Origin of the sequence: Aeribacillus sp. FSL K6-8210 (genome assembly GCF_037963925.1) — a bacterium.
Classification (GTDB): Bacteria; Bacillota; Bacilli; order Bacillales; family Aeribacillaceae; genus Aeribacillus; species Aeribacillus composti.
Genome location: NZ_CP150172.1, coordinates 1,224,852 through 1,248,162, shown reverse-complemented (window position 1 = coordinate 1,248,162; position 23,311 = coordinate 1,224,852). Strand labels below are relative to the sequence as shown.

17 protein-coding genes and 1 riboswitch are annotated in these 23,311 nt (G+C 39.6%); of the genes, 3 read left to right on the top strand and 14 right to left on the bottom strand.

The window, feature by feature from the left end; all coding sequences use genetic code 11:
• Positions 1-92: 92 nt before the first annotated feature.
• A riboswitch (cyclic di-GMP riboswitch) is annotated at positions 93-181 on the bottom strand.
• Between the two features lie 736 nt (positions 182-917).
• On the top strand, positions 918-1,166 hold the full coding sequence (locus tag NSQ41_RS06120) for an ATP-binding cassette domain-containing protein (protein ID WP_327848804.1): 249 nt from the start codon (positions 918-920) through the stop codon (positions 1,164-1,166).
• Positions 1,167-1,230: 64 nt separating this feature from the next.
• Here NSQ41_RS06120 and NSQ41_RS06115 read toward each other — a convergent pair whose 3' ends face one another.
• A complete protein-coding gene (locus NSQ41_RS06115) occupies positions 1,231-1,425 on the bottom strand; it encodes a hypothetical protein (protein WP_063386410.1) in 195 nt (64 codons plus the stop codon).
• A 578-nt stretch (positions 1,426-2,003) separates the two neighbouring features.
• Here NSQ41_RS06115 and NSQ41_RS06110 point away from each other — a divergent pair.
• Entirely contained in the window at positions 2,004-3,047 is a 1,044-nt protein-coding gene (locus tag NSQ41_RS06110) for an LLM class flavin-dependent oxidoreductase (protein ID WP_063386411.1), read from the top strand.
• Positions 3,048-3,112: 65 nt separating this feature from the next.
• Here NSQ41_RS06110 and NSQ41_RS06105 read toward each other — a convergent pair whose 3' ends face one another.
• The 3 genes from NSQ41_RS06105 to NSQ41_RS06095 are packed head-to-tail and all read right to left on the bottom strand — an operon-like array spanning position 3,113 to position 4,099.
• A complete protein-coding gene (locus NSQ41_RS06105) occupies positions 3,113-3,493 on the bottom strand; it encodes a VOC family protein (RefSeq protein ID WP_066249966.1) in 381 nt (126 codons plus the stop codon).
• Positions 3,486-3,947 carry an SRPBCC domain-containing protein gene (locus tag NSQ41_RS06100; RefSeq protein ID WP_066249963.1) on the bottom strand — a complete coding sequence of 154 codons (462 nt, stop codon included), beginning with the start codon at positions 3,945-3,947 and terminating at the stop codon, positions 3,486-3,488. Before NSQ41_RS06100 ends, NSQ41_RS06105 begins: the two co-directional genes overlap by 8 nt.
• Complete coding sequence (locus NSQ41_RS06095) at positions 3,932-4,099, bottom strand: hypothetical protein (RefSeq protein WP_235600397.1); 168 nt, start codon at positions 4,097-4,099, stop codon at positions 3,932-3,934. Before NSQ41_RS06095 ends, NSQ41_RS06100 begins: the two co-directional genes overlap by 16 nt.
• Before the next feature lie 1,281 nt (positions 4,100-5,380).
• On the opposite strand from NSQ41_RS06095, the gene NSQ41_RS06090 reads away from it, so the two are divergent.
• Entirely contained in the window at positions 5,381-6,244 is an 864-nt protein-coding gene (locus NSQ41_RS06090) for an SDR family oxidoreductase (RefSeq protein WP_066249957.1), read from the top strand.
• Positions 6,245-6,612: 368 nt separating this feature from the next.
• Here NSQ41_RS06090 and NSQ41_RS06085 read toward each other — a convergent pair whose 3' ends face one another.
• From NSQ41_RS06085 to NSQ41_RS06040, 10 genes are all read right to left on the bottom strand, one after another.
• A complete protein-coding gene (locus NSQ41_RS06085; RefSeq protein ID WP_087960047.1) occupies positions 6,613-7,974 on the bottom strand; it encodes a transposase in 1,362 nt (453 codons plus the stop codon).
• A gap of 287 nt (positions 7,975-8,261) precedes the next feature.
• Entirely contained in the window at positions 8,262-8,648 is a 387-nt protein-coding gene (locus NSQ41_RS06080) for a retropepsin-like aspartic protease (protein WP_339194842.1), read from the bottom strand.
• Positions 8,638-8,892 carry a hypothetical protein gene (locus tag NSQ41_RS06075; protein ID WP_327848799.1) on the bottom strand — a complete coding sequence of 85 codons (255 nt, stop codon included), beginning with the start codon at positions 8,890-8,892 and terminating at the stop codon, positions 8,638-8,640. Before NSQ41_RS06075 ends, NSQ41_RS06080 begins: the two co-directional genes overlap by 11 nt.
• A gap of 914 nt (positions 8,893-9,806) precedes the next feature.
• Positions 9,807-11,204, bottom strand: a complete 1,398-nt coding sequence (locus tag NSQ41_RS06070; RefSeq protein ID WP_339211224.1) for a restriction endonuclease subunit S — start codon at positions 11,202-11,204, stop codon at positions 9,807-9,809.
• Positions 11,201-12,682, bottom strand: coding sequence for an N-6 DNA methylase (locus NSQ41_RS06065; protein WP_339211222.1), 1,482 nt, complete (start codon positions 12,680-12,682; stop codon positions 11,201-11,203). The genes NSQ41_RS06070 and NSQ41_RS06065 overlap by 4 nt, the downstream gene beginning before the upstream one ends.
• Positions 12,683-15,928 carry a type I restriction-modification system endonuclease gene (gene hsdR / locus NSQ41_RS06060; RefSeq protein ID WP_339211221.1) on the bottom strand — a complete coding sequence of 1,082 codons (3,246 nt, stop codon included), beginning with the start codon at positions 15,926-15,928 and terminating at the stop codon, positions 12,683-12,685. It abuts the gene before it with no gap.
• A 449-nt stretch (positions 15,929-16,377) separates the two neighbouring features.
• On the bottom strand, positions 16,378-16,467 hold the full coding sequence (locus NSQ41_RS06055) for an ImmA/IrrE family metallo-endopeptidase (protein ID WP_339195707.1): 90 nt from the start codon (positions 16,465-16,467) through the stop codon (positions 16,378-16,380).
• A gap of 252 nt (positions 16,468-16,719) precedes the next feature.
• Positions 16,720-18,012, bottom strand: a complete 1,293-nt coding sequence (locus tag NSQ41_RS06050) for a TIGR02679 family protein (protein ID WP_339194830.1) — start codon at positions 18,010-18,012, stop codon at positions 16,720-16,722.
• 12 nt (positions 18,013-18,024) lie between these two features.
• A complete protein-coding gene (locus NSQ41_RS06045) occupies positions 18,025-22,176 on the bottom strand; it encodes a TIGR02680 family protein (RefSeq protein WP_339211219.1) in 4,152 nt (1,383 codons plus the stop codon).
• A complete protein-coding gene (locus tag NSQ41_RS06040) occupies positions 22,166-23,296 on the bottom strand; it encodes a TIGR02678 family protein (RefSeq protein WP_117017513.1) in 1,131 nt (376 codons plus the stop codon). Before NSQ41_RS06040 ends, NSQ41_RS06045 begins: the two co-directional genes overlap by 11 nt.
• Positions 23,297-23,311: the final 15 nt, after the last annotated feature.

The following is a 23,311-nucleotide window of genomic DNA, read 5'->3' as shown; positions in this document are numbered from 1 at the left end:
AACTGCCCTTAAAAATTCTAAAGAGGGCAGTTGAATAGACAATACATCCGCTAATAACCTTCTTAAAAAGAATCAAAACCATTCTTTATAGGAAGGGCAGCTGGCTGGCATGTCTATCAAAATAGATTTAGCCCCTTTAGCTTTGCGTCCTACCCTTTCGAGTAGTTTGCCGAAACAAAATTATATTTTTGTAGAAATTTGAAGGAATTTATCAAATAATACCTCTTACTTAATTGTATAACAAATTTTATAGTGAAAATGGTATAGTTAAAATGAACTATTTTTAAAATTGATAGGCAAAAAGTTTTAATCGAATGTATGACAATTAGCCTGTTAATCACGAGAAATTTAGGATCAATTGATTAGTAACAAGCCAACGTATAATAGTCAGCTTCTTGATTTCTTTATTGGTGAAGACAAAAGACCTATGGAAGGCAGTAAATTTTTCAATTTATTCTCTACATGACAGAAGCTATGACACAAAGCCAACCACTTTTAATAAAAAACAATACAAAAAGCGGACGAAGAAAACTTGTTCTTTTTCTTCCGTCCGCTTTATTTTTGTGGCTTATCGGAGAAAGCTTTTCCAGAATATTGATGATTTACATACAGACGGGGAATGACCTCTGATTATGGGACTTGACACTCATCAGCATGTTATTATTTTTGTACCTCTTAAAATAGAAAAATATACTCTGTTTAAGAAAAGAATGGCAGAGAAAAATGGAACATAAATTTTTGCCTTAACCTTAAGCTTGGTACAGTTATGAATTTTAATCTATACAGGGCATATCCCAATAGAATAAGATGTCTTTCTACATCAGGAACAGTTAAAATAGTTGGACATTATTTTTTTAATGAAAAGCATGTAGCTGCTCTTTGAAAAGAAATAAGAATGGCTCTTCGATGCTCCAATGGTGACGAAATGGCTGGTACAGATAAAGCCCTCAACAATTCCTAGGAAGCCGCTCGTAAAACTGCGGAGAATTATTTTAAAAAAGTTGATTTTAGCTGAAAAAATGAACTATTATCCAAGTCAACTTTCCGGAGGACAACAACAGCGCGTGGCAATTGCACAAGAGCTTGCTATGGAACCAAAAGCGATGTTATATGATGAATCGACATCTGCCTTTGATCCCGAATTACATCTTGCAATCTGCGGATAAAAAAAGCCGCCTTAAAGTCATTCTAAAATGACCGTTTAAGACAGCTCGTCGAAAAAATTTTCGTTTACCAATAGTACGGATAACCGCCATAAAATCCTCCGTAATACGGCGGATAAAACGGATATGGCCGCGGTCCTACCAGTGCACTACCTAAAAAGCCGCCGAGCAAGCCGCCAAAAAACGGCGCACCGAAGAAAAAGGGGTTCCGCCCTCCGAAGAAAAAGGGTCTCCTTCCGAAAAATTGACGTTCCGGGTACATTTTCCATACCTCCCGTTGTAACAATTTACATCTCAATATTTTTTATGCATTCGTCACGGCTTTTGTATGGGCATATGTTGGATATCCGGCAAACGTCAAGATTTATTTTAAATAGATGGAAGAAAGAATCCCTCCGCTCTCAGCATTCTAAAGAAGCCTCTATGAAGATACGTCATGATTTTGGGGTTCCGCAAAAATGCCCGTTTCCGGGAGAAAAATGCTTTTGGATAATAGACAGGCGTTATTCCCAGTCTGGAAGCGAACAACGGATATGAAAAGCACCGTGCGGTTTTCCCGTTCCGCTAATGAATCAAAAACGTTGGGGCAGCGACAAACACACCAGCATTCCCTCTCCATAAGCGAATTAGGGAAAAATCTTGGGGCATCTCGTCTTCCCTGTCAGCTAAATTTTTTTTACGATAAAATCGCCCGAAACGAACTTCCCATCCATAGCAAAACACCCTTGAGGAAAGGCGATTGCTGCCTTAAGCCCTTTTTATTGCCTGGCGTCGAATAAATAGGGTAAGATAAATCTAACATCGGTATGAACGAACAGTAATCAAAGGAGGGGCCAACGGATGGAAATCGGCATTTACACATTTGGAGAACGGACGGTTGATCCGGAAACCGGTCAATTGATCAGCCCGGGGGAACGGCTGCAAAACTTGATGGAGGAAATTGAACTAGCCGATCAAGTCGGACTGGATGTGTTCGGCATTGGTGAACATCATCGTCCCGACTACACCGTATCGGCTCCAGCGGTAGTGCTTGCCGCTGCCGGGACCCGCACCAAACGCATTCGGTTGACCAGTGCAGTAAACGTCTTAAGCTCTGACGATCCGGTGAGGGTGTTTCAACAATTTGCCACCTTGGACCTGCTCACTCAAGGCCGCGCTGAAATCATGGTCGGCCGCGGTTCGTTTATCGAATCCTTTCCCCTTTTTGGCTACGACCTGAAAGATTATGACGAGCTTTTTGAAGAAAAGCTTGATCTGCTGCTCAAACTGCGAGAATCCGAACGGGTCACATGGGCGGGAAAGCATCGTCCGTCGCTGGACAATCTAGGGATCTATCCGCGGCCCCTGCAAAATCCGCTTCCGGTTTGGATAGCCGTTGGAGGAACCCCGGAGTCGGCCGTCCGTGCAGGCATGCTCGGTCTTCCGATGGCACTGGGCATCATCGGTGGTCTGCCCGAACGGTTCGCGCCCTTTGCTCAATTACACCGGGAGGCAGCGCAAAAGGCGGGGCACGAAACGCCACACCTCAGTATCAATTCACATGGTTTTATCGCCGATTCGTCGCAGGAAGCAGCTGACATTGCATTTCCAGCGTTTAAAACGATGATGGATCGGCTGGGACGGGAACGCGGTTGGCCGCCATTGACCCGGGAGCAGTTCGAGTTCTCTCTTTCCTTACGGGGCGCCAATTTTGTCGGCAGCCCTGAGCAAGTGATCGAAAAAATCTTGTTCCAGCATGAAATTTTCGGCCACGATCGCTTCCTTCTGCAATTGACCGTCGGCACGCTGCCGCACAAAAAAGTGTTGCGTGCCATCGAACTGCTGGGTACTAAAGTGGCACCGGCCGTCAAGCGGGAAATTGCCCGCACAAATCGGAAACCGTAACCGATATCCGCTAAAAGAAGCTAGCAGCAAGAAAAGGTTTCGGCTGGGCAACAACGGGTGCTGAATCAATTTAATCGGTGGACCATTTCATACTTGTTTCCGCAAGGATCCTGAAAATAAACCGCATAATAAGTCGGGCTGATCGGGAACTGCCAGGGGCCGCTGTCGATGGTGCCCCCATATCGAACTACAAGCTCTGCAATCCGGTCCACCTCCTCCCGGTCATGCGCCCAAAACCCGATCAAATTCTCGTTTGGCTTATGATTGGGATCTTCCGTGATAGCGAAATAAGGAACGCTCGGAAGCTCTCCCTCCGCTGCAAACACTTTCCATTTTTCCGAATGGAAAGTGCGGGTAAAACCCAATGCAGGAAGAAGATTCTCATAAAACGTGCGCACTTTCTCCCATGAATTTACTCTTAAATCGATATGACTGTATCTATTCATTGCGCCCCTCCAAATAATTTTTAATTTGCTCCAGCTTGTCTGCCCAGAAGCGTCTCATCAATTCTCTTACATAGACATCATCCAGCATTTCCTGATGGATGGCGATCGTCGTTTTGCCCGAATCCGTGGGCAGCAAATACAATTGAAGCCGGGAAGGCTTTTCCCATTCCGGAAGTTTCCATTTCATGCGGAGCTTTCGAAATGGCAAAACTACCGTAAGTTTCCCGCAGATACCTTCCTTAGATTTAAATTCGTAACCCTTTTGCAGCCGAAACTCGGAGACGTCCCCGATCCATAAGAGCAAGCCATGCGGCGAAGTCAAATAGTCCCAAACCTTTTCCTTCTCCACCTTTATCGTTTTTCGGACGCCGATTTGAACGCCCGCATCTTTGGTGACACCAACAGGAATCCTGCCGAGCAGCTGTCCATACTTGACGGTCAGCCATTCCCCCATTCATCCGACACCTGAAATTGTTCGCATATGTGCTCCTTCATATGTTCGTGAGACCAAGAAGGATCCACAGCCTGTTTCAAGGTGGCAACCCATTCTTCCCAGGTAATTCCCGTCGCATCCTGAACAGCCTGTCGAAAAACGGCCCCTGGCATTTTCATTCCTCCCCTCTTTTCAGTGAAAAAAGAAACACGATAGGATCAAAATCTTTTTGACGGCATCCTGAGCGGCATGGATACTGCACGACAGGTTGTACTTCGCAACTATGCAAATAAGTCAGTTGGATGAGGCCGTTCATTTGTATTGGATGCAGCCAGCTTTTTCGTCATTATTTGAGGATAATCACTCTATTAAATGATCAAACCTTTTTCTTTCCATCAGACAAAATGAACGAACGGATGCTCTGCATTTCTGCCATCACCAACCTCAAGGGACAAAGAGTCCAAGTAGGAATCGTAGCCCCTTCAAACTTCACAAAATATACAGAATCAGGATTATCGAGATAGACTTATAACTCATGACAAAGAGAACCGATAGAAATCCTTGCCCCTGCAAACTTCGTAAAAACAAATCAGAATCATCGAAATAGACTTATAGCATACGACATTGAGAACCAATGGAAATCCTCACTCCAACTAACTTCGTAAAATAAACCGAATCAGGATTATCGAAATAGACATGTAACTCACCACAAAAAGGGCAAGTGGCAATCGGCTCCCCTGTAAACTTCGTAAAACCGGATCAGGTTTATCTAGAAGATCTATAACTTACGATTTTGAAAGACTTCCATCGATTTGTCGCTTTCAGCTATATTTTCAGTAAAGCTCCCCGTTTCAATACCTCCACCGATTTCAATATGGATCGGCAATCTGATGTTGAGCCCTCTCCTTCAAAAAATTTTATGAATTGCTCACCTACATTTTAACAGAAAATTCAGAATATTAAACCGTTGTTTTGGAGTATTTTTTCCTCAATTTAAGAACTTACCCCAGATCCCCTGTCCTTATGTGAATGTAACAAAAACTGTTTAAGAGGACAAAAAATCTCTATCATATATAAAAAAAACACGAAGCATCATAGGTTTATCTAGTTTAGGGAAAGAGAAAATAACTTTTTCATGAGTTGAACAACAGGGGCAAACTATTAAAAAGCTAAAAAGAGGAGTTGACTTGTAAGAATTTTGATTGCACGGCCTTATCTATGATAGGCGCGACAAAAATGATAGGAGGCGTTCACCTTGTTTAGCAGCACAGGCATAAGATTTGATTTACATTTCTGATGCAATTATAATGGTGGGCAAGAATGGCCGAAATACATAATAAACAGTCATTCCTCAATCCAGTCTTCAATTGCGGCCGCCTTCGTTTATTTTTGGCTTCGCCACCTAGATGATGTTATTTATTCAAAAAATCTTTAGAAAAAAAGGAGAAATGTTTATGTCAATTGCGGTTACTGGTGCTACTGGTCAACTCGGTGGGCTTGTGATTCAACATTTGCTCAAAAAAGTTCCCGCCAGTCAAATCATTGCCATCGTGCGTAATGTTGAAAAAGCCTCTACTCTTGCCGATCAAGGCGTGGAAGTTCGCCATGGCGACTATAATCAACCGGAATCTCTTCAAAAGGCTTTTGCAGGTGTCTCCAAGCTGCTCTTTATCTCAGGTCCGGATTCTGATAATACGCTTCGTATCGTTCAACATGCAAATGTCGTAAAAGCTGCCAGAGATGCGGGAGTCAAACATATTGCTTACACAGGGTATGCCTTTGCTGAGGAGTCATTAATTCCCCTTGCATACGTTCATTTAGCAACGGAATATGCCATCCGTACGACCAATACCCCGTATACTTTCCTGCGTAATGCCTTATATACGGACTTTTTTGTAAATGAGGGGCTGCGCGCATCCATAGAATCTGGAGCAATTGTTACGAATGCGGGAAGCGGGATCGTTAATTCAGTAACACGCAATGAACTTGCTTTGGCTGCCGCAACGGTGCTAACAGAGGAAGGGCATGAAAACAAAACGTATAACCTTGTTTCCAATCAACCGTGGACCTTTGATGAACTTGCCCAAATTCTCTCCGAGGTTTCCGGCAAAAAAGTCGTGCATCAGCCTGTCTCATTCGAAGAAGAGAAAAATTTCCTCGTAAACGCTGGTGTCCCTGAGCCGTTTGCTGAAATTACGGCAGCGATCTATGACGCGATTTCCAAAGGAGAAGCGTCCAAAACATCAGATGATCTGCAAAAACTGATCGGATCCTTGACCCCTCTGAAGGAAACCGTAAAACAAGCCCTGAAAAATTAAAAATTGACCAAATGACATAAAATGAAAAAACAGAACATCCAATGGCTGCAAACTCATGACCTGCTTTATCTTAGTTCGGTAGCAAAAAAACAAGAGATGTCAAGAGTGACATAGCTTAAACTTTTAGGAATCAAGCTCAATTAAAAACTCGGGACGGACATTCCGTTTCGAGTTTTTAATTGAACAGGATAAAGATGGTTGCAAGTATAATCATATTTGACTTAGTGTTAACAGAAGATGTTGTGATTAGGTATTTCAATATAATTCAGATTTCGAAGTCAGTGAATCTTTACTTCACCAATTGCTAAATGCGGAATGAAGAGGAAAAAGATCGGAATTTTAAACAGAATTTTCTGAATATAAATCACTCAACTTTCGCACACAGAAATATTTAAGCATTGCTTGATATAATTAGGTATAGTGGCCAACCATTTATTCATTTGATTTTTAAAGATGTCCATGTTCAAAGAAACCTCGGCTTCCGCCAAAGTTTGGAAAAGGTCAATAAGTGATTGAAGGGCAGTAATAAAATCTATGTCTTTTACATCTTCGCAAAGGATGTAAAAAAGGTTGCCAATCGTCTTAGGATCCTCCTCTTTTCGCATTTGCCAAGCAATGAGAATATATCGTGTAAAAACAATGGTTGTATGGCTAATTAACATGTCGTAGGAACGTCCCTGGAATTCTTTCTCTAAATTTAAAAGGGATTTATTGCATTTGAAGAAGACTTCAATGTCCCAACGCATGCCGTAAATACGAATGATCTCTTCATTTTCTAATGTTGTATCTGTGCTGAGAATGGCAAGCCATTCGCTCCGTTTATTACGGTTTCGTACAAATAGAATTTTTACTGGAATTCCATTGTCTAAAGTAGCATAAACGGATCCGCGAATGTCTTTTTTACCCATGTGAGGTTTTGCCAATTTGTAAAGTTGATTCAGTGTGAAACGTTCACCATTGTAAACGTATCGCTGCTTTAATTGCTTCACCAAGCCAATGACAAATAACCCTTTGTTCGTAATCTTCTCAATTAAAGGCGCTTGTGTAAACCAGGAATCCATGAGAACATAGTCAGCTATAATCCCTTTTTCAAGCGCATGATCAAGTAAAGCTGAAGCCACGTCCGGTTTTGATTTCAGAGCTTCCTGGCGACGCTTATAGCCAGATGTTCGTTTATCAATATTGGTATTGATTTCTTGCAGGCGATTTTCCTTTTTCGGTGAACTTAGAAGAGCAAAATCAACGGGAATAAAAGTAAAACTATCGGTCCAGCCAAGGGTAAGCATTTGAAACCCTTTCAAGTACTGATGGGTAGAGTGATCAAAAACCTTAGCCAACAGTTCAACCGACTTACTACGGTTTCTTGAAAAGACAGAATCATCAATCACAAAAGCTGTGACACGATCTTTTGAAGTTAATGGTTGAAGCAGACGGATCATTTCACTGCTTAATGAAAGCAGAAACTTTCTCCAATGATAGGTTGGTGTATTTAAAAAGCGATAGACTGTATCCTTTCCGGGCAGATCCTGAGATCGTTTACTCATAAAAGCACGAAACCAGTTCTTATATTGGAAGACTAAAAGAAAAATCAGTTTGAAAACAGTAAGACAAGAATACCCGGAAAGTTTCGTAATATTCGCTTTTCTTAAATGATATCCAATATTTAATTCGGAAAATCCTTGTTTAATTTCTTTTGGTAATTGCGCAAAGTAGTCTTTATTCGTTATCATAGTGGTGACACCTTTCTTTTGGATTTGGTTTCGTCACCAATATTTTACCAAAAGAATAGGTGTCTTTCTTTATGTTTTAAAAAATGTCAAATGATAATTTTGTACTTCCCAAAACCATTTACATCAAGCATTTAAACAAGATTTTGGACTGCGAAAGCTGAGTAAATCAAAAAAAGAGTCGGATGATTTTATCAAAGGCTCTCTTTACTGATATCTACCGCACTTTGACATATTTCGGATGATGCACAGTGGCACGAATTCTTTTTTGAATCACAGACACCTATCCTTTATTTTGGACCGGAACGGTACATTTCTAATTTGTCTAGGTCTAGAACAAGTCCAGCGTCTAGCAATATATCTAATCCTAACAAACCGTTAATCCCTTCATAGTCCATCCCACTAAAATCAATCTCATACTCTCTCAGTTGAAAAGAACCTAATTTAATAGAGTCCAATTTCTTCGTAAATGCGTGCTCTTTTCCTCCGATTCCGTAATAAGTAACAATATGATCGCCCATCTCTACTCGTAAATTAATATCCTCTACTACATTTTGAGAAATCAGTGTTTTGACAGCACCAGTATCAATGACCATATTATCAATCAACTTATACCTTCCTTGATAAACAATTTCTATCGATGTAAACAACAACCCATCACGATATTCAATCTGCATAACGAAAATTTCCCCTCAGACCAATCGTTCCACGAACTTTTAAGACAATCTCCTTGTGACTAGTGTGATAAACAAGCTGATCCCCTTTTGATTGCAGTAACTCACGAGTTGCATCCTCATCCGAAACCGTTTCAATGACAGCCACCTCTTCAATAATCTCCTGATCACCCTGTAAATGAGACTTCAATACCTGTAATTTCACAAATTGGTTCGGATACAGTGAACGCACTTCCTGCCATTCCATCTCCATCACCTCAACTTGTTCTTTTAATTGATTATATCACTACCCGAAAACTGAAAAAAGAATAGGCACCTCTGATGCAATATGCATCACTAGCGGAAAGATAAAAATTCATTTCGCCGAATGTTTTACATTTATGCATTTAACGATCGTACATACTACTTGTAGGATTCGATGTTGGTCAAAGAGTCGGAGTATATTGATAAAACCAGCGTTCTGCTGTTGTGTAAGCGAGTTATAACAAGCGAGCGACTTCTTGAATCGTTTTTCCGATACGTAACTGGGCGACCCACAATATTGAAACGATTCCGTTGCGATACTGTGAGACGGAAGCCCCGGATAGGAAACAGTAACTGTAAGGAAACAGGCTTGGCAGCGATGTCTTTCTATGGAAAGCTCAACCCAGTATAGCCATGAATCCATTGTTTTCGTTTCGATGACATGTTAGTTGTCCGTCCGAAGCAAGTCGGGCAGATCGGACAATGAGGAGGGGAAGTTCAAAAATCCAGCGTTCTCCCTATTTTCGTTCTCCTTGAATAAGAAAGCCTGTAAATTATATGCAAAAGAAGTTTGATTTATCAAGGTTTTTTAGCTGTTGAAAATTAACTCCGTTCATTAAATTTAACTTAAAAAAATAATTACGTTAGCAAATGTGTTAGCAAGAAAGTAAGTATGTGGTCTGTTGTAGTTAATATGCGTAGTACAAATAACAGAATGACGAAGACAATGTTGAATGAGTGTACTATCCCGCTTCACAACTTTGCGCAATGAAAAAAGAGGGGCTGTCCAGAAAGTCAAATCCCTATTGATAACAAAAAATCATAAACATCGATATATCAACGTTTCTAAAACATAAAAGGGGGGCCGTCAATAAGCCAAAAAACGACTTATTAGACAGCCCCTCCTACATAAATATTTTATTTAGATTTTAACACTTCCTTTAACAACTCAATCGCATGTTTGTCGGTTAGATCGTTCGTACCAAGCTCGCCGCGGAAGGCTTTGTTAAGGATAGATTGACGTAGTGAATCTATTTCTCCTTCTAATGCCTCTATTTTACTAATTTCGACTTCTTTAACATGTAAATGATCTAATAACTCAACAATTTTGTCTTGTTCTGCTTTTGGTGGCAATGGAAATAAATAATTCTCTAAAAATGATTTAGGTACACGTTGTTGTCCTACTGCTCCTGTCATTTCCTTTTTAGCTTCCATCCTAAATTTTTTAGATCGGAGTAAGTAATATATTAACTTAGTGTTAATATAAGGGTTTGTTCTAATCACGTGAAACTCAGTTGATCCAAATCCAAAACCATTTATTAAATTATGAGCAATGGCAGTTTTTCCATTTTCCATACATGGAGTTATTTTGGCAAAAAGAATGTCATTCTCAAGGAAAAATGTATAACCTTTCTTGACTTCAGCATACTTCCTAATCTCTGGATTTTCTATTTCACCTGTTTTATCATTTACAGAAGGCATAGGAATAAATGAGCAACTTTGAATATCTTCAATATCCTCTAATTTCTTCCTAGCTGGGTTAATATCGACAATATCACCTAATCTAACCCATCTCCAATTTTGAGGGATTGGAAAAGGTGGATTAATTTCGTATTCATCTCTTTTGTTCTTTTTTTTATAGACATTTTGAATTTCTTTAAAAATATCATCAGCACTTTTAATGATTGAGCTCTTAGACCGCCATTTTTTAGTTAACTCTCCTCGAAATGCCTTGTCTAAAATGCTTTCCCAGCGAAGTTCAAACGACCCTTTCACTTCCTCAATCAACCGCTTCGCTTCATCAATTTTAGCAAAAAGCTGTTCAATCTTCTCAACAATGCGTTTTTGTTCTTTGAAAGGTGGGAGCACTACTTTTTGAGTATATGCATCTTCTCGGTTTAATCCGGGAATTGCCGTGGATCTATTAAGTTTTTTTAGGTTTAAAGTTTTAAGTAAATAATACACATATTTATAATTTATTTTTTGTTTTGCAAGTACATAATAAGTAGTGTCAATAGCCCATCCTGATTCATTATACCAATTTACTTCACCATATGAGCCTTTTCGACCAACAATAATTACAGGTCCTTCTATGAGAAACTCAGAATGATAACCAACCACTCCGTTAGAACCATAAACAGGAAAACCATTTCCACTTCTTTTTTTCTCTGGAAGAGATTTTCCATAAACTAATTCAATTAATTTACCTAATCTTGTCCACACCCAATTCTCCGGCACTTTATAAGGCTGTTCTTCTTCCGGAACTAATGCTTCTTCCAGTAGTTCTTCGATAGACTTTTGTTTCTTTTTACTCATTTCTCAAGCACCTCAGATGTTTCTGCGACTTTTAGCATTTCTTTAAAATCTGTTTGGTAGCTATTAGGTTGTTCGACAGCTTTTAACTCGGCAATGACTTCGTTTAGTAACGAAATCGCTAGTTCTAATTTTTCCACCGCCTCTTCTGCAGATTCGATTGGGTCCGGCAAGTTTTCGTAAATAGACAGGGATTCATCAGCAATTAGCCCAATATCCAAACTGTCGCCTTTTTTCGCAATTTCTTCACGTGTGAATACATTCCAGCGCTCGTCTTTGACTTGGCTGCGATCTTCTGCCGTATAAGCCTTGATAAATCCTTCAAAATGTTCTTTCGTTAGCGGATTCCGTTTGCCAAAGGAAGGCATATTCGTGCGTAAATCGTACACCCATACTTCTTTTGTATTGCCGACATCTGTTTTCCCTCGGGTGAAGAATAAGACGTTCGTTTTCACCCCTTGGGCATAGAAAATCCCTGTCGGCAAGCGTAAAATCGTATGTAAATCGCATTTGTCCATTAGGTCCCGGCGAATGTCAGCGCCGACTCCGCCTTCAAACAAGACGTTATCTGGAAGGACAACCGCGGCACGAGCTTTGCCGTTTGCCTTGAGAGCGCGGTAAATATGCTGCAAGAAATTCAACTGTTTGTTCGATGTTGTAAAGGTGAAGTCAGTTCGTGTTGCCCGCTCGCCGCCTTTTTTTGTTCCAAAAGGCGGATTCGTTAAAATCACATCAAAATTTTTCAAACTTTCACCTAGTGAAGAGAGGGTATCGCCTAACAAGATTTCCCCATGAATATCATGAAGCAACGCATTCATGACCGCTAGACGATGCGTGTCTCTGACAAGCTCTACTCCTGAGAATGCCTTGTATTTTTGAAATTCGATTTCTTCTTGAGATAAGTCAAAATAATCATCGGTTTGTTTACGAACATGGCGATCTGCCGCGATCATAAAGCCGAATGTTCCCGCAGCAGGGTCATGGCAGCGTTCGCCCGGCTGAGGATTGACAAGTTCGACAATAACATCAATAAGGACGCGAGGCGTAAAATATTGCCCCGCTCCCGATTTCACTTCGCTCGCGTTTTTTTCTAACAGCCCTTCGTATAAATCCCCTAATCCTTCTTGCTTCGCATTGTACCAATCTAAGTTATTGGTCGATTGAATAATTTTTTCTAGGTTCTTTGGTTCTCTAATATTAGATGTCGCATCTGTATAAATTTGTTTTAATAATTCATTTTCCTCTTTTCCTAAATCAAGCAACAGCTGTTGATAATGCTCTTTAAGTGCGATCCCGTCTTTTTCTACTAACGAATCCCAACGATATTTTTCAGGAATCATATATTCTTGACCGGTTTCTTTCATCATTTTTAAGAACAGCAAATACGTTAGCTCTGTCACATATTGGTGATACGTAATGCCGTCATCACGAAGAACGTTACATAAATTCCATAGTTTTTGGACGATTTCTCTGTTGTTCATCTACGCTTGCTCCTTCTTTTGGTGATAGTTATACAAATTATAATTAATTTCGCGAACAATTTGTGCTAATTGTCCATCGAAAATTTGATTTAATTGTTTAAAGCCTCCACGGCTCTTAAAAGGTTCATATTCAAAAGCCTTTTCAGGGTCCGGATGAAGAACAGATTCTTGCAGTAATTGCTTTTCAATACGTTCCAGCCATTTCTTGTGCACAGGCGGCCACGCTTTCATTTGGTAAATTTTCTTCATGGCGTGTTTAATTCGTTCTTCATGACTAATAAGCGGATCGCCTAAAGCCTGCTGGCGGATGAAGGCGATGATGTCCGCTGCGATGTCTTCATTTTTCGCCTCGCGCCAAGCTGCTTGTAATTTTTTCTCGGAAAAACCTTTCTGGTCCAATTCAAGCAACAATTTTTTTAACTCTTCTCTCGTTAATTCAGTTGGACGTTGACATACAATCATTAGCGCAGGGATTTTGTTCATATTGTTTCGGATAAACTCTCCAAATGATTGTAAATAATCATCCGGTTTTTCCGCATTTCCATATCCGCGTTTAACTCCAATAAGTTCATCTTCATGCGTGGAAATATATTGTTTATTTTCCCGATAGCGATTTTCATCCATATAACGGAACATCGATATATACTCTTTTAATTGCCCAGTTAATTCAGCAGGATTCAAGTTTTTTACCCAATCTATAAATTCATCAACTGTTTTTCCACCAGATAATACTTTAAAGTCTTGGTGCTGCTTATCTGACCATTGGCGTTTTTTTCGTTGGATTTTGGCTATAATTTGTTCTTGTTGATGCTGAAGGTGTTCTTCTTTTTCTAAACCTTCTAATTCTTCTACTAATTGAGTCAGTGAAATATTTGGTCGAGTGACAACAGGCTTCATGCTTGTATATGGTTTTAAAGACTCATAGATTCCAACCGCATCGAAAATATTAAAGTGATCTTTTCGGATTTCTTCACATCTTCTCGTTGCTCGGCCTAGCATTTGCTCATAAAGAATCCGAGAGCGAACGCGGCGCAAGAAGACGAGATTTGTAATTGCTGGAACATCGACACCTGTCGTTAGCAAATCCACCGTCACAACAATAGTTGGATATTTTTCATTTTTAAAGCGTCGAATCGCACCTGATGGGTCTTTAATGGAGCCTGTAATTTTCATAATCGCATTGTCTTCGACTTCACCGTATACTTTTTCAAATTCTTCTTTTAAAAGACGTACGACTAAGTCTGCGTGATCATCTGTCGCTGCAAATATCAATGTTTTGCCTTCATCGTCAGGAGAAATATAATTCGTCAACTCTCGTATAATAACACGATTAAAGCTTTCTGTGATAACTTTTGTATTAAAATGTGCAACCTCAATATTCACTTCATCTTCAAGGTATTCTTGTGAAATTGTGCCGGAAACCGTATCATATACGTCGACCTTTTCACCTTTGGCCCAAGTGATTCCTTCCTTTTTTAATACCGTTTCAAATTGATACGGTGGTTCATGGTCGACTAAATATCCATCGACGACTGCTTCTCGATAAGAATAAGTGAAAACCGGCGGTCCAAAAATTTCTGTAGTATGCAGCGCAGGAGTTGCTGTTAAACCGATGCGAACGGCATCAAAGTAATCAAGTACTTTTCGATATTTGCTTACATAATCATTGTGATCTCTTATTTCAATTTCTATGTCATTCATCTCTTTATCTAGTGTATAGCCTCGATGGGCTTCATCGACAATAATGCAATCATATTGATCAATCGATGGAATGTCTTCTGTTTTCTCGTTGTAGAAAATGCGTTTTAACATTCCTTGTACGGTAGCGATATGTACTTTTGTTTCATCATCTGGTTTTTGATCGTATAACGATTGTAAGCTATAAATTTCAGTGAACGTATGGAAATTTTCCAGCTTACTTTCTTTAAATGCGCTTTCCGCTTGTTCTCCAAGAGCTTTTCGGTCGACAAGGAATAATATACGATTAAAACGCTTTGCTTTGATCAATCGATAAATGAGACCAATCGCCATTCTTGTTTTCCCTGTTCCGGTTGCCATGGCGATTAAAATGCTGCGTTTTTTCTCTTCCAATGCTTTTTCGACCGCTTGAATAGCTTTGACTTGATAGTCTCGTAATTTAAGATAATCAAATTTTTCATCACGCAAAAATTGCTCCGAACGTTCCGTATCTTTTTCTAATAGATTTTTCAGTCCTTGAGGAGTGTACCATCCTTGAAGTGGGCGCGGGTGATTCGTTGATTTCCGCGCATCTAAAAACCAAATGCCTGACTTTTGTTCTAGCTGTTTTAAAAAGGGGCGGCCATTGGTTGCGAACAAAAATGGAACATAGTAATCTCCCCATGGTTCATGGATCACTTCATGACCATGCCGAACAATAAGTTTTGCATATTCTTTTGCTTGCTCAATGTCAGATGGAATATCTTTACTAGCACGTTTCGCTTCAATGATCCCTACTAGCTCGGGGCCAATAAATAAAGCATAATCAGCGTAACCATGTTTTAAAGGCCACTCCGCAATCGCCATGTTTTTTCCTTTTTCCGGACGAACTCCTTTTGAGAAACGCAGCTTTTCTGAATCAGCCTCCCAGCCAGCATCTCGTAATTGCTGATCAATAAGAATGCGGGTTTCTGCTTCCGTCAATTCAAAGTTGGCGACTGCCCGTTGTGAGTACTCACGTCGTTTTTGTTTCTCTTCATTGCTAATATATAGCTGTTCCTTTCGGATCTTCTCAAGCTCTGTTTCCAACTGAGCAAGCTTTTCTTCGTATGACTTAACTACATGGTTCAATTCATCTTCTGATATAGATGTTTGCGGTGTCGGTTCGATATATTCTGGAGCTTGAAATGACCAATCGCCATACACTTCCATAAACCAAACCGCAATTCGAAACGCCATATGCAATAAAGCTTTTGCTTCATTTACTTCACCATAGCTCGGATTATGTACCGCTTGATTCCCTTTCAAACGAATGACCGTAAATAAGTCATATATTTCCTTCGGCAGAATTTGCTCATAAAAAAGAATTCTCAGACGCTCCTGTTGATCAGTTCTGCGTTCTTCCTTTATTTCTTCTAACGCTAAAATATATTTTGTTATAGTTTCAGCAAATTTTCTAAGCTCACTTATCGCCACATTTGGATTTTGATAGACATTTCGTTCTGCCGTTTCCCCAACACGGGCGAGAACTTCCCATTTTTCTTCTAAAAAGCGAAAATTTTGCGACATATACACACCTCACCCATAAGAACATGTATATAGTGCTATTTTATCATAAATTTTACAATATATATCATTTCCAGTCATACATCTATTTAATAGAGTTAAGTCCGTATAATTGTGTAAAAATGAATGGGTCTAAAAATACTAGCCAATTTCAAATCCGATCCTTTCAGATGCTTGAGCTTGTAAAAATTGGTTTATTTTAACCGCAAATTTTTTGAATTTCCTTGAAAGAGTTGATGCAAAATTTCTAAATCTAGGTTAATCTTGTTTTGGTACATTCAAATCTTTTCTCCATTAGAGTTTGGCGGTCCAACTTAATTTCAACTGAGTGTTTTTATTTCCTTTGGTACATTTGCTTTTGCTGGCATTGGTATTGAATTGTAACTTATTAAACATATATGATAACTTCTTACAATCATCGCATTTATAGAAACCATCCAAAATTTCTTTCATTAATAAACTCCTCTAGCTTTATATGAGTATAGGAAGAGCTTCCTCGGCAATATTAGAGCAGCTGCAAAATAATTCGCTTGTCTTTCCATTTCAACATAGGAATTATTGACCACTTGCACCAAAATGAGCAAGCTCATCATATAGAAAAAGAAATAGACATTCGAGTTAATTTAAAACCAACAAAAAGCTTAAAACCTCAAATAATGAAATATGATCATATAAACTCGAAAAGTAAGCACGTCTATCCAAACGAGTATTTTCTTTACTATGTAACCACCTGTCCCCATTCGCGCATTGTTAGCAAATCGAATGGGAACAGACTCGCAAATCATGTTTCCAGCCTAATCCCACATGTGGCGACAAATACCTTCATAAAGCTTCTTCAGGATTTCTTCTTGATACCCAGCTTTTTTTATTTCCCGCATTTTCTCTTTGATCGGCTGCAATTCTTCGATCGTAACAGTTTCTAGTTTCGCTACTCGGTCATCCGACAGCAAAACCTCTGGAGATGACGCTAAGTAATCTTCTAATTGGAAATGCCATAAATGAATATGCTCCTGATTCCGCTCCTTTAATCGCTGCGCCATTTTTAGTCCTTCAGGATCAAAATCTCCAGAATAATATATTTGACAACCTTCTTGGATGATTAAGTCTATTAACATTAGTGACGCTAGTTTAAATTGCCCATTTGTGCAAATCAGCGGCGGAAAAGCGTCAGGAAATAAATCCAACAAAGCGGAAAATACGCCTGAGTTCTCAACGACAAATACGGTCTGCCCCTTAGCAGGATATGCACGCTTTAACTTCAATATTTCCCGCAATGGCACATTGAGTACTGTATTGGTTTTTACAGCAGAAGCAAACACAGAATGAATTCCCTGTTCCGTTTCTGTCAAAATTCCCGCACATGTCACAAAGTTTAAAATATCTTCCCGTAAAATGCCAAATGATTGCAGGAGCTCATTGACTTCCTCGACTGATGATAAGTCATAGTCTTGATCAGAGTAAAATTGAAGTGCATGAAGAAATACTTTTCCTTGAAACGTATGTAAGTCAAATGCGTGCGGATCTTTTAGCACTTTTTGTGAAAAAATTGAAAGACGTTCATAATCACCTTTTTTCGGCAAATGTTGAAGCGCAGTGCACACATTCTTTAAAACAGTCTCCAAATGTTCCCGATCTTGCGAATAGGCGATATGAATAAAGCGGTTTTGGGGAGCTGATTCAGCTATAAAAGACAGAAGCCTTGCTTGTTCGGGATATTGATGAATAAGGTTTTGAAAAAATTCTTCTTTTTTCTTCCGATCTGTTTCCCTCTTCTCTTGATTGGTTGTAATGTCTTCACCAAAATAATTCTCAAGTAACGTAACGAGCGGTATACCGGCAAAGCGCGTTTTCTCTAATTGTTCGGCAAACATTTTTAATGAAACCGAAGGAGTAGATTCTTGATGAAAATCCTTCCCAAAAAACGCCCCGAGCGCTTCTTTTTCTTCAAAGGAAAAACCGTCTAATTTGACCGTTCCGCCGATTCTCCCGAGTGATTGATATTTCTTTTTCATCAGCAAAAAAAGGCGGTGAAAGCCAGGTTCACCGCGAAAAAACTCAACAGCATCCGCTACTTTTTGTTCCAACATGAACCATCCTTCCTATATGGATGATGTAAAAGTAAATTCTTCGTCCGGATTTGTCGCAAGTCGTTTCACCTTTCCATCCCAATGATAACGTATAACCGTTACGAACGGAGCATTTTTCGGGCGAACTAGCTCGCAAATAGAAAGCGATGGTACCGTGTCGTAGTCTCCCCAAAGCGCCTGAGAGTTCATGATATAGTTAAAACCAAGCTCTTCGACTAAAGCAAACATATCACGAATGTTATTTTCATCAACGCCGGCAAACGCTTCATCTAACGAAATAATATATGGAGCATCCTCTGCAGCCTCTTGATATCGTGAATATGCCGCGGCAAAAAGAGGAATATACATCGCCATCGCCTTTTCTCCGCCGCTAAATTTATAAAACTTTTGGTTCGTTAATTCCCGCTTTGGTTCATTTGTTTTTTGGTAATAAAGCGTAAACGAGAACCACTTTCGGTAATCGAGCACTTCTTTAATGACTTGGTGAAGCGTATTGCCCTGCCCACTTTCTTCAAGCATTTCTCTCGCTCGGTTGATTTTTGAGCGGAAATGCATCGTAACCCGCTGCAAATCTTCTTCCTTTAGCAACCGCGAATTCATTCGCAACAATTCGACTAAATCTTTCGTGTCCATTTCTTCTTCGGTTTCCGCGGTCTTCGGCTTCCATTGAATTGAAAACGTCAGACCTGAAGAAGTATCACGTTTTTCCATTAATGCGTTCATATCTTTAACCCAGCGTTCGGCACGCTGTATGCGGCTTCGCAATATTCGCCCGATCGTTTTCAAAATAATATCTTCATACAATTCGCGGTCCTGTTCGTTAATATATTCTTTTTGCAGCAATATATCTTTTTCAATCTCTTTTAATACATAATATGGTGTAACGCGTTGTCCTTTGTAGTCTAGTAAAATGATGATACGTCCTGCTTTTTCCTTCCAATCGTTCGCTTTTAGCTCCGATTCCTCATCTAATGAAAGCTCGACGAACGGATTTTGTTTGTTCCAATCGGCAGGTTCCTGTGCCGGACGATATTCGATTAAATTCGGTTGTTCTTGGAAAAATATTCGGTTTAATCGTTCGGTGACAGAAAGTCGTGTATTCTCTTTTAATACAGAACCATATTTCTTGGAAATGTCTATTGCTTTGTCCAAAAGCGAGCCTGTTTCATTTTCGTCAACAAACACTAGCCCTCGTTCCAATTCTTTGGCAAATAGCTCTTCCCATGCTTGGACAAGAACCTTTGCAAATTCCAGTTTTCTCTCTAAACCGTTTATTTTGCTTTTCATGTTTGAAAGTTGATTCCCGATGTCTGCTTGTTTCTTAATTTTCTCAGGAATTTCCGTTTTTAAAAACGTTAGTCGTTCTCGAATCTGTTGAATCTCTTGACGAATATGTTCCGCTCCCATTTTCGTTAACATCAATTCGATATGCTCAAGTTCAAGTGATACTCGCTGTTGTTGATCGAGAAGAACATTGATTTCGCCTTTCGCTTCGTCTATTTCGTTTTGTAATGCTTCAAGCTGATCATTTAGGTTTTTGATCATTTCATCGGTATGCACGATGTTTCCATGCGTAATTTGTACATCATTTAACTCTTTTAAATATGATTTCATATAAGACAAAGCATCTTCGTACCCTTTTTTCGAAAACTTAAGGTCCAGTCCTTCTGTCTTGTTGCGCAAAGTATTTTTCACTTGCTGCCATTTTCGAGCAATTTGACCTAATTTTTCATTTTTCTTTTCTGTTTCTTTTTCTTTGCTCTCTACTTTGAGTTTCGTTTCCTTCCACTGGTCATAGGCATATTTGACATTTTGGTCAGTTGGAAACGATTGAAACCCTTCCGTAATATGGCGAATTCGTTCATCCACTGCCGCGAGCTGCTCTCGTTTTTCTCTTAGTTGAGTGTTTAAAAGCTGTAATTCTTCCTCAAATTGCTGAATTTTCTCAAGACGCAGCCGTTTCCGTGCGGCTCTTCCAATATACTTTGCCTTTTCCCTTTCAGGGGCATGTCCTTTTAAAAGTCCTAGTGAATATTGTCCGGCTTCGTTAATGACAAAATATTCGTTACCTTGCTGTTCGTCCGATACGATTATACTGCGCAATACCGCTTCGATTCGTTCCTTAGTAACACCTGAGTCATTCTCTACATCAGGTTTTAAATAATCCTCTAGCGTGTGTGCCATCATTGCCGGGTTTGGCATGATTACTCGATCATATTGGATATCTAAATCCGCTTCCACAATTAAAGCGTCGAGCAATCCAGCATGATTTAATGTAGATTCGATCCGTTCCCGCAACTCTTCGGACACGTGCTCTTGAAACTCCACCGCCGCATATAACGGAACAAAAGGTATTCCTTTTTCTTTTAGCGACGCCCTTGTTTGCACCGTTTGCATGTCTCGTTCTGGTTCAGGATCTTTTTGTTCCTTCCAATAACGTAATTTTTCTTCCGTTTCACGAATTTCATTTTCTATCAATTTCATTTCATGTTGTTTTTTAATTTTTTCCGCTTTCCACGATTCTAAAGATTGATAATATTGATTCGTAAACGGTTGTTTCACCTCTTCGAAATGATAGCGCTCATATAGCTCATTCAACCTTTGTAAAAATACTTGAAATGCTTCGTCATCCACCTTTATATCCGGATACATTTTGCTCCATTCAAACACGCTTTCCTGCAAACGGGATTTTTCGTCTTCAACCAGTTCATACCATTTTTTCTCTTCATTTTTTAGTTGGTCTAATTCCCTATTTAATTCGCCGAGCTCTTTATACGTTTCTTCATAACGTAATTGAATTTCATCATGTTCTTTCCAAAGTCCGTTAATTTGCTCCAGTCGATCAAAATGTGCATTAGCTTCCCGCTTCCATACGGTAAAATCAAATTCATATTCTCGGTTCCGCTGAAAATCTTCTTCGTTGATTGTATGCTCGGAAAAAGAGCTTTCTAACGCATCGTTCCGCATCATTTCTAACTGTTCTGTTAGCTTTTTCAATAACTGTTCGAAACGTTCTTCATACATGTTTAAGTTTTGTTCAATTTTCCGTTCTTGCTCTCGTTTTTCATCTATAAATCTTTCTTTCTTTTTGAGCTCTTTGTTTACATTCTGCAGTTTTTCCGCTGTTTCATTACGCTTTTCTTCTGCCTGAAACACTTCATGATTGGATAAATCAAGTTCCCGTTTACGCAGCACTTCTTGTTCAATCGATAATTGTTGAGTCTCTTCTTTCAATGTCGCAAGTGTTTCCTCATATTCACGATGTTGTGCGACAAACTGTTTCTTTTCTTCAGCTAACTTTTTAAAGCTTTTTTCCGATTTTACATATTCATTCGCTTTCTCAGCCAACATATACTCATTGTAAGTCGAATAATGCTGGCAAAGATGCTTTAGAGCCTTCTCGTCTTTTTCAAGCTGTTCTAATTGTTGTTTTGCTTGATCCATATTTTCTATCGTTTCTGACAAGTGTCGCAGCTCTTCATCTGTAAGTGCTGGCAGCGAGCTTTCTAATATTTCGTAGATCACAGTTGGCTTAAAATCTTTTGAAAGCTTCGGACTGCGTAATTGAATGAGTAATTCAATCAATTCGTGGAACGCATCAAGCGACTCAAATCGAAAAATATGTTTATTCACTAACTCCATATATTCACGTTGCGAATCAACAACCGTACCGCCTTCACCAATAACAGTGATCAACTCCCGTTTCGTTAAAGGAATTTTTTGCGTCTTCCCGTCTGTCTTTTCTTCTTTATATAAACGCAAGTCTTTGCCGATGCGCCGATTGTCAAAAACGACAAATCCCCAAAAATCCATATTTTTCTGCCGTTTTGCCCGTAAGCCGATACCCGTTGTGATATATTGTTCAGAGTTTTTTCGCTTATATTCTAAAAATAAATAGCCTGTTCGTTCGTCCCTGTCGACGAGTTCTTTTTCCCCAAGCAAGTAATCTTCCATTCTTCTAGCTCGGGAACCGAACGGATCGAGGCGATCAGGACTCTTTTTTCCATCAAGCAGAACCGGAAGAAAACTTTGCATCGTCACCGATTTGCCGGAGCCGTTGCTTCCACGCAATAGAAGTTTTCCGTCTGCGAAATGAAAAAATTCTTCATCATAATACCAAAAATTTAACACTCCCGCTCGATATAACTCCCATTTACTCGTCATCTTCATTCGTTCCTTTCATTAGAAAATCATCAGGATATGTTCCGACTAATCGACCTAAAAGGGGGTAGAGAATAATCATCCCAGTCTCCGCTTCACGTTCTGCCATTTTCCACTCCTTTAATGCACTCAATACTTCATCAGAAAGCTGAGAGATTGTCATGTCGCGGTATGTTTTACTCCATCCTTCGGAAAATTCGTCACGGCATTTTTTTAACAGACCTAAAAAATCATTTGGTGTTAAGCGGATTTGTCCATATTCATCAGGCATGTGAACATCAAGATGCTGGCGAATAATTTTGGAAAAATGAAGAATAATCTCCGAAGTACCTTTTTGATCTGGAAACAGCGTATAGCGGCTTTGACGTTCCGGTAAAGTTAAAAGTGCCGCATTTTTAAAAAGTTCATAGTGATAATCAGTATGTTTTTCAATATCTTCCCGCAAGCGATGGCGAAAGTTTCTTAAATAATAAAAGTCAGGATCGTCTTTTTGTCTTCGATAAATGGCTGGCGATAAAAATAGTTGCCGATATATCCGATGGCGGCGATAGTCTTGCGGGGACGCTTTCCATTCTTCTTCTAAAATCTCCTCTATCGTTTCATATTGAAACAAGTCTTTCGGATATGATCTCATAAAATAGCGGGATACAACGGGAACTTCATAGAGTGCTTCATGGTCTTCTTTATTTGCAAACCCTTCAAGATCCCCATCGACGCGTTTTACGATACCAATTTGCTCCGACGTCCTCAGCACCCGAATGAGCGACTTCCGATGTTGATAATTCGTCCAATCGATTGGCAGTTCCCCGGGATACATCGCTTGAATCTCTTCACATAAATCGGACAGAAGAAATTTCTCATCGACGGCTTTGCTCTCTAAATATGCTAATAAGCAGCAAAACAGGGCATAATCTAATATATCTTGAAAATCTTGAATACCCATCCACGATTCTGGCTCAGCCGGGATTTTCTCGAGCTTTGCAAAATAGCGGTGAATGATTAGCCGATATCCAAACTTTTCTTGCAAGTAACGTTTCAATACTTTTTCACGTTCTCTAATCTTTTGATAAAGCTCTGGTTCCTCTTCCCGGACAATCCAGAAGTTTTCAAACAGGGCTGTCATGGCTTCTTTCGCTTT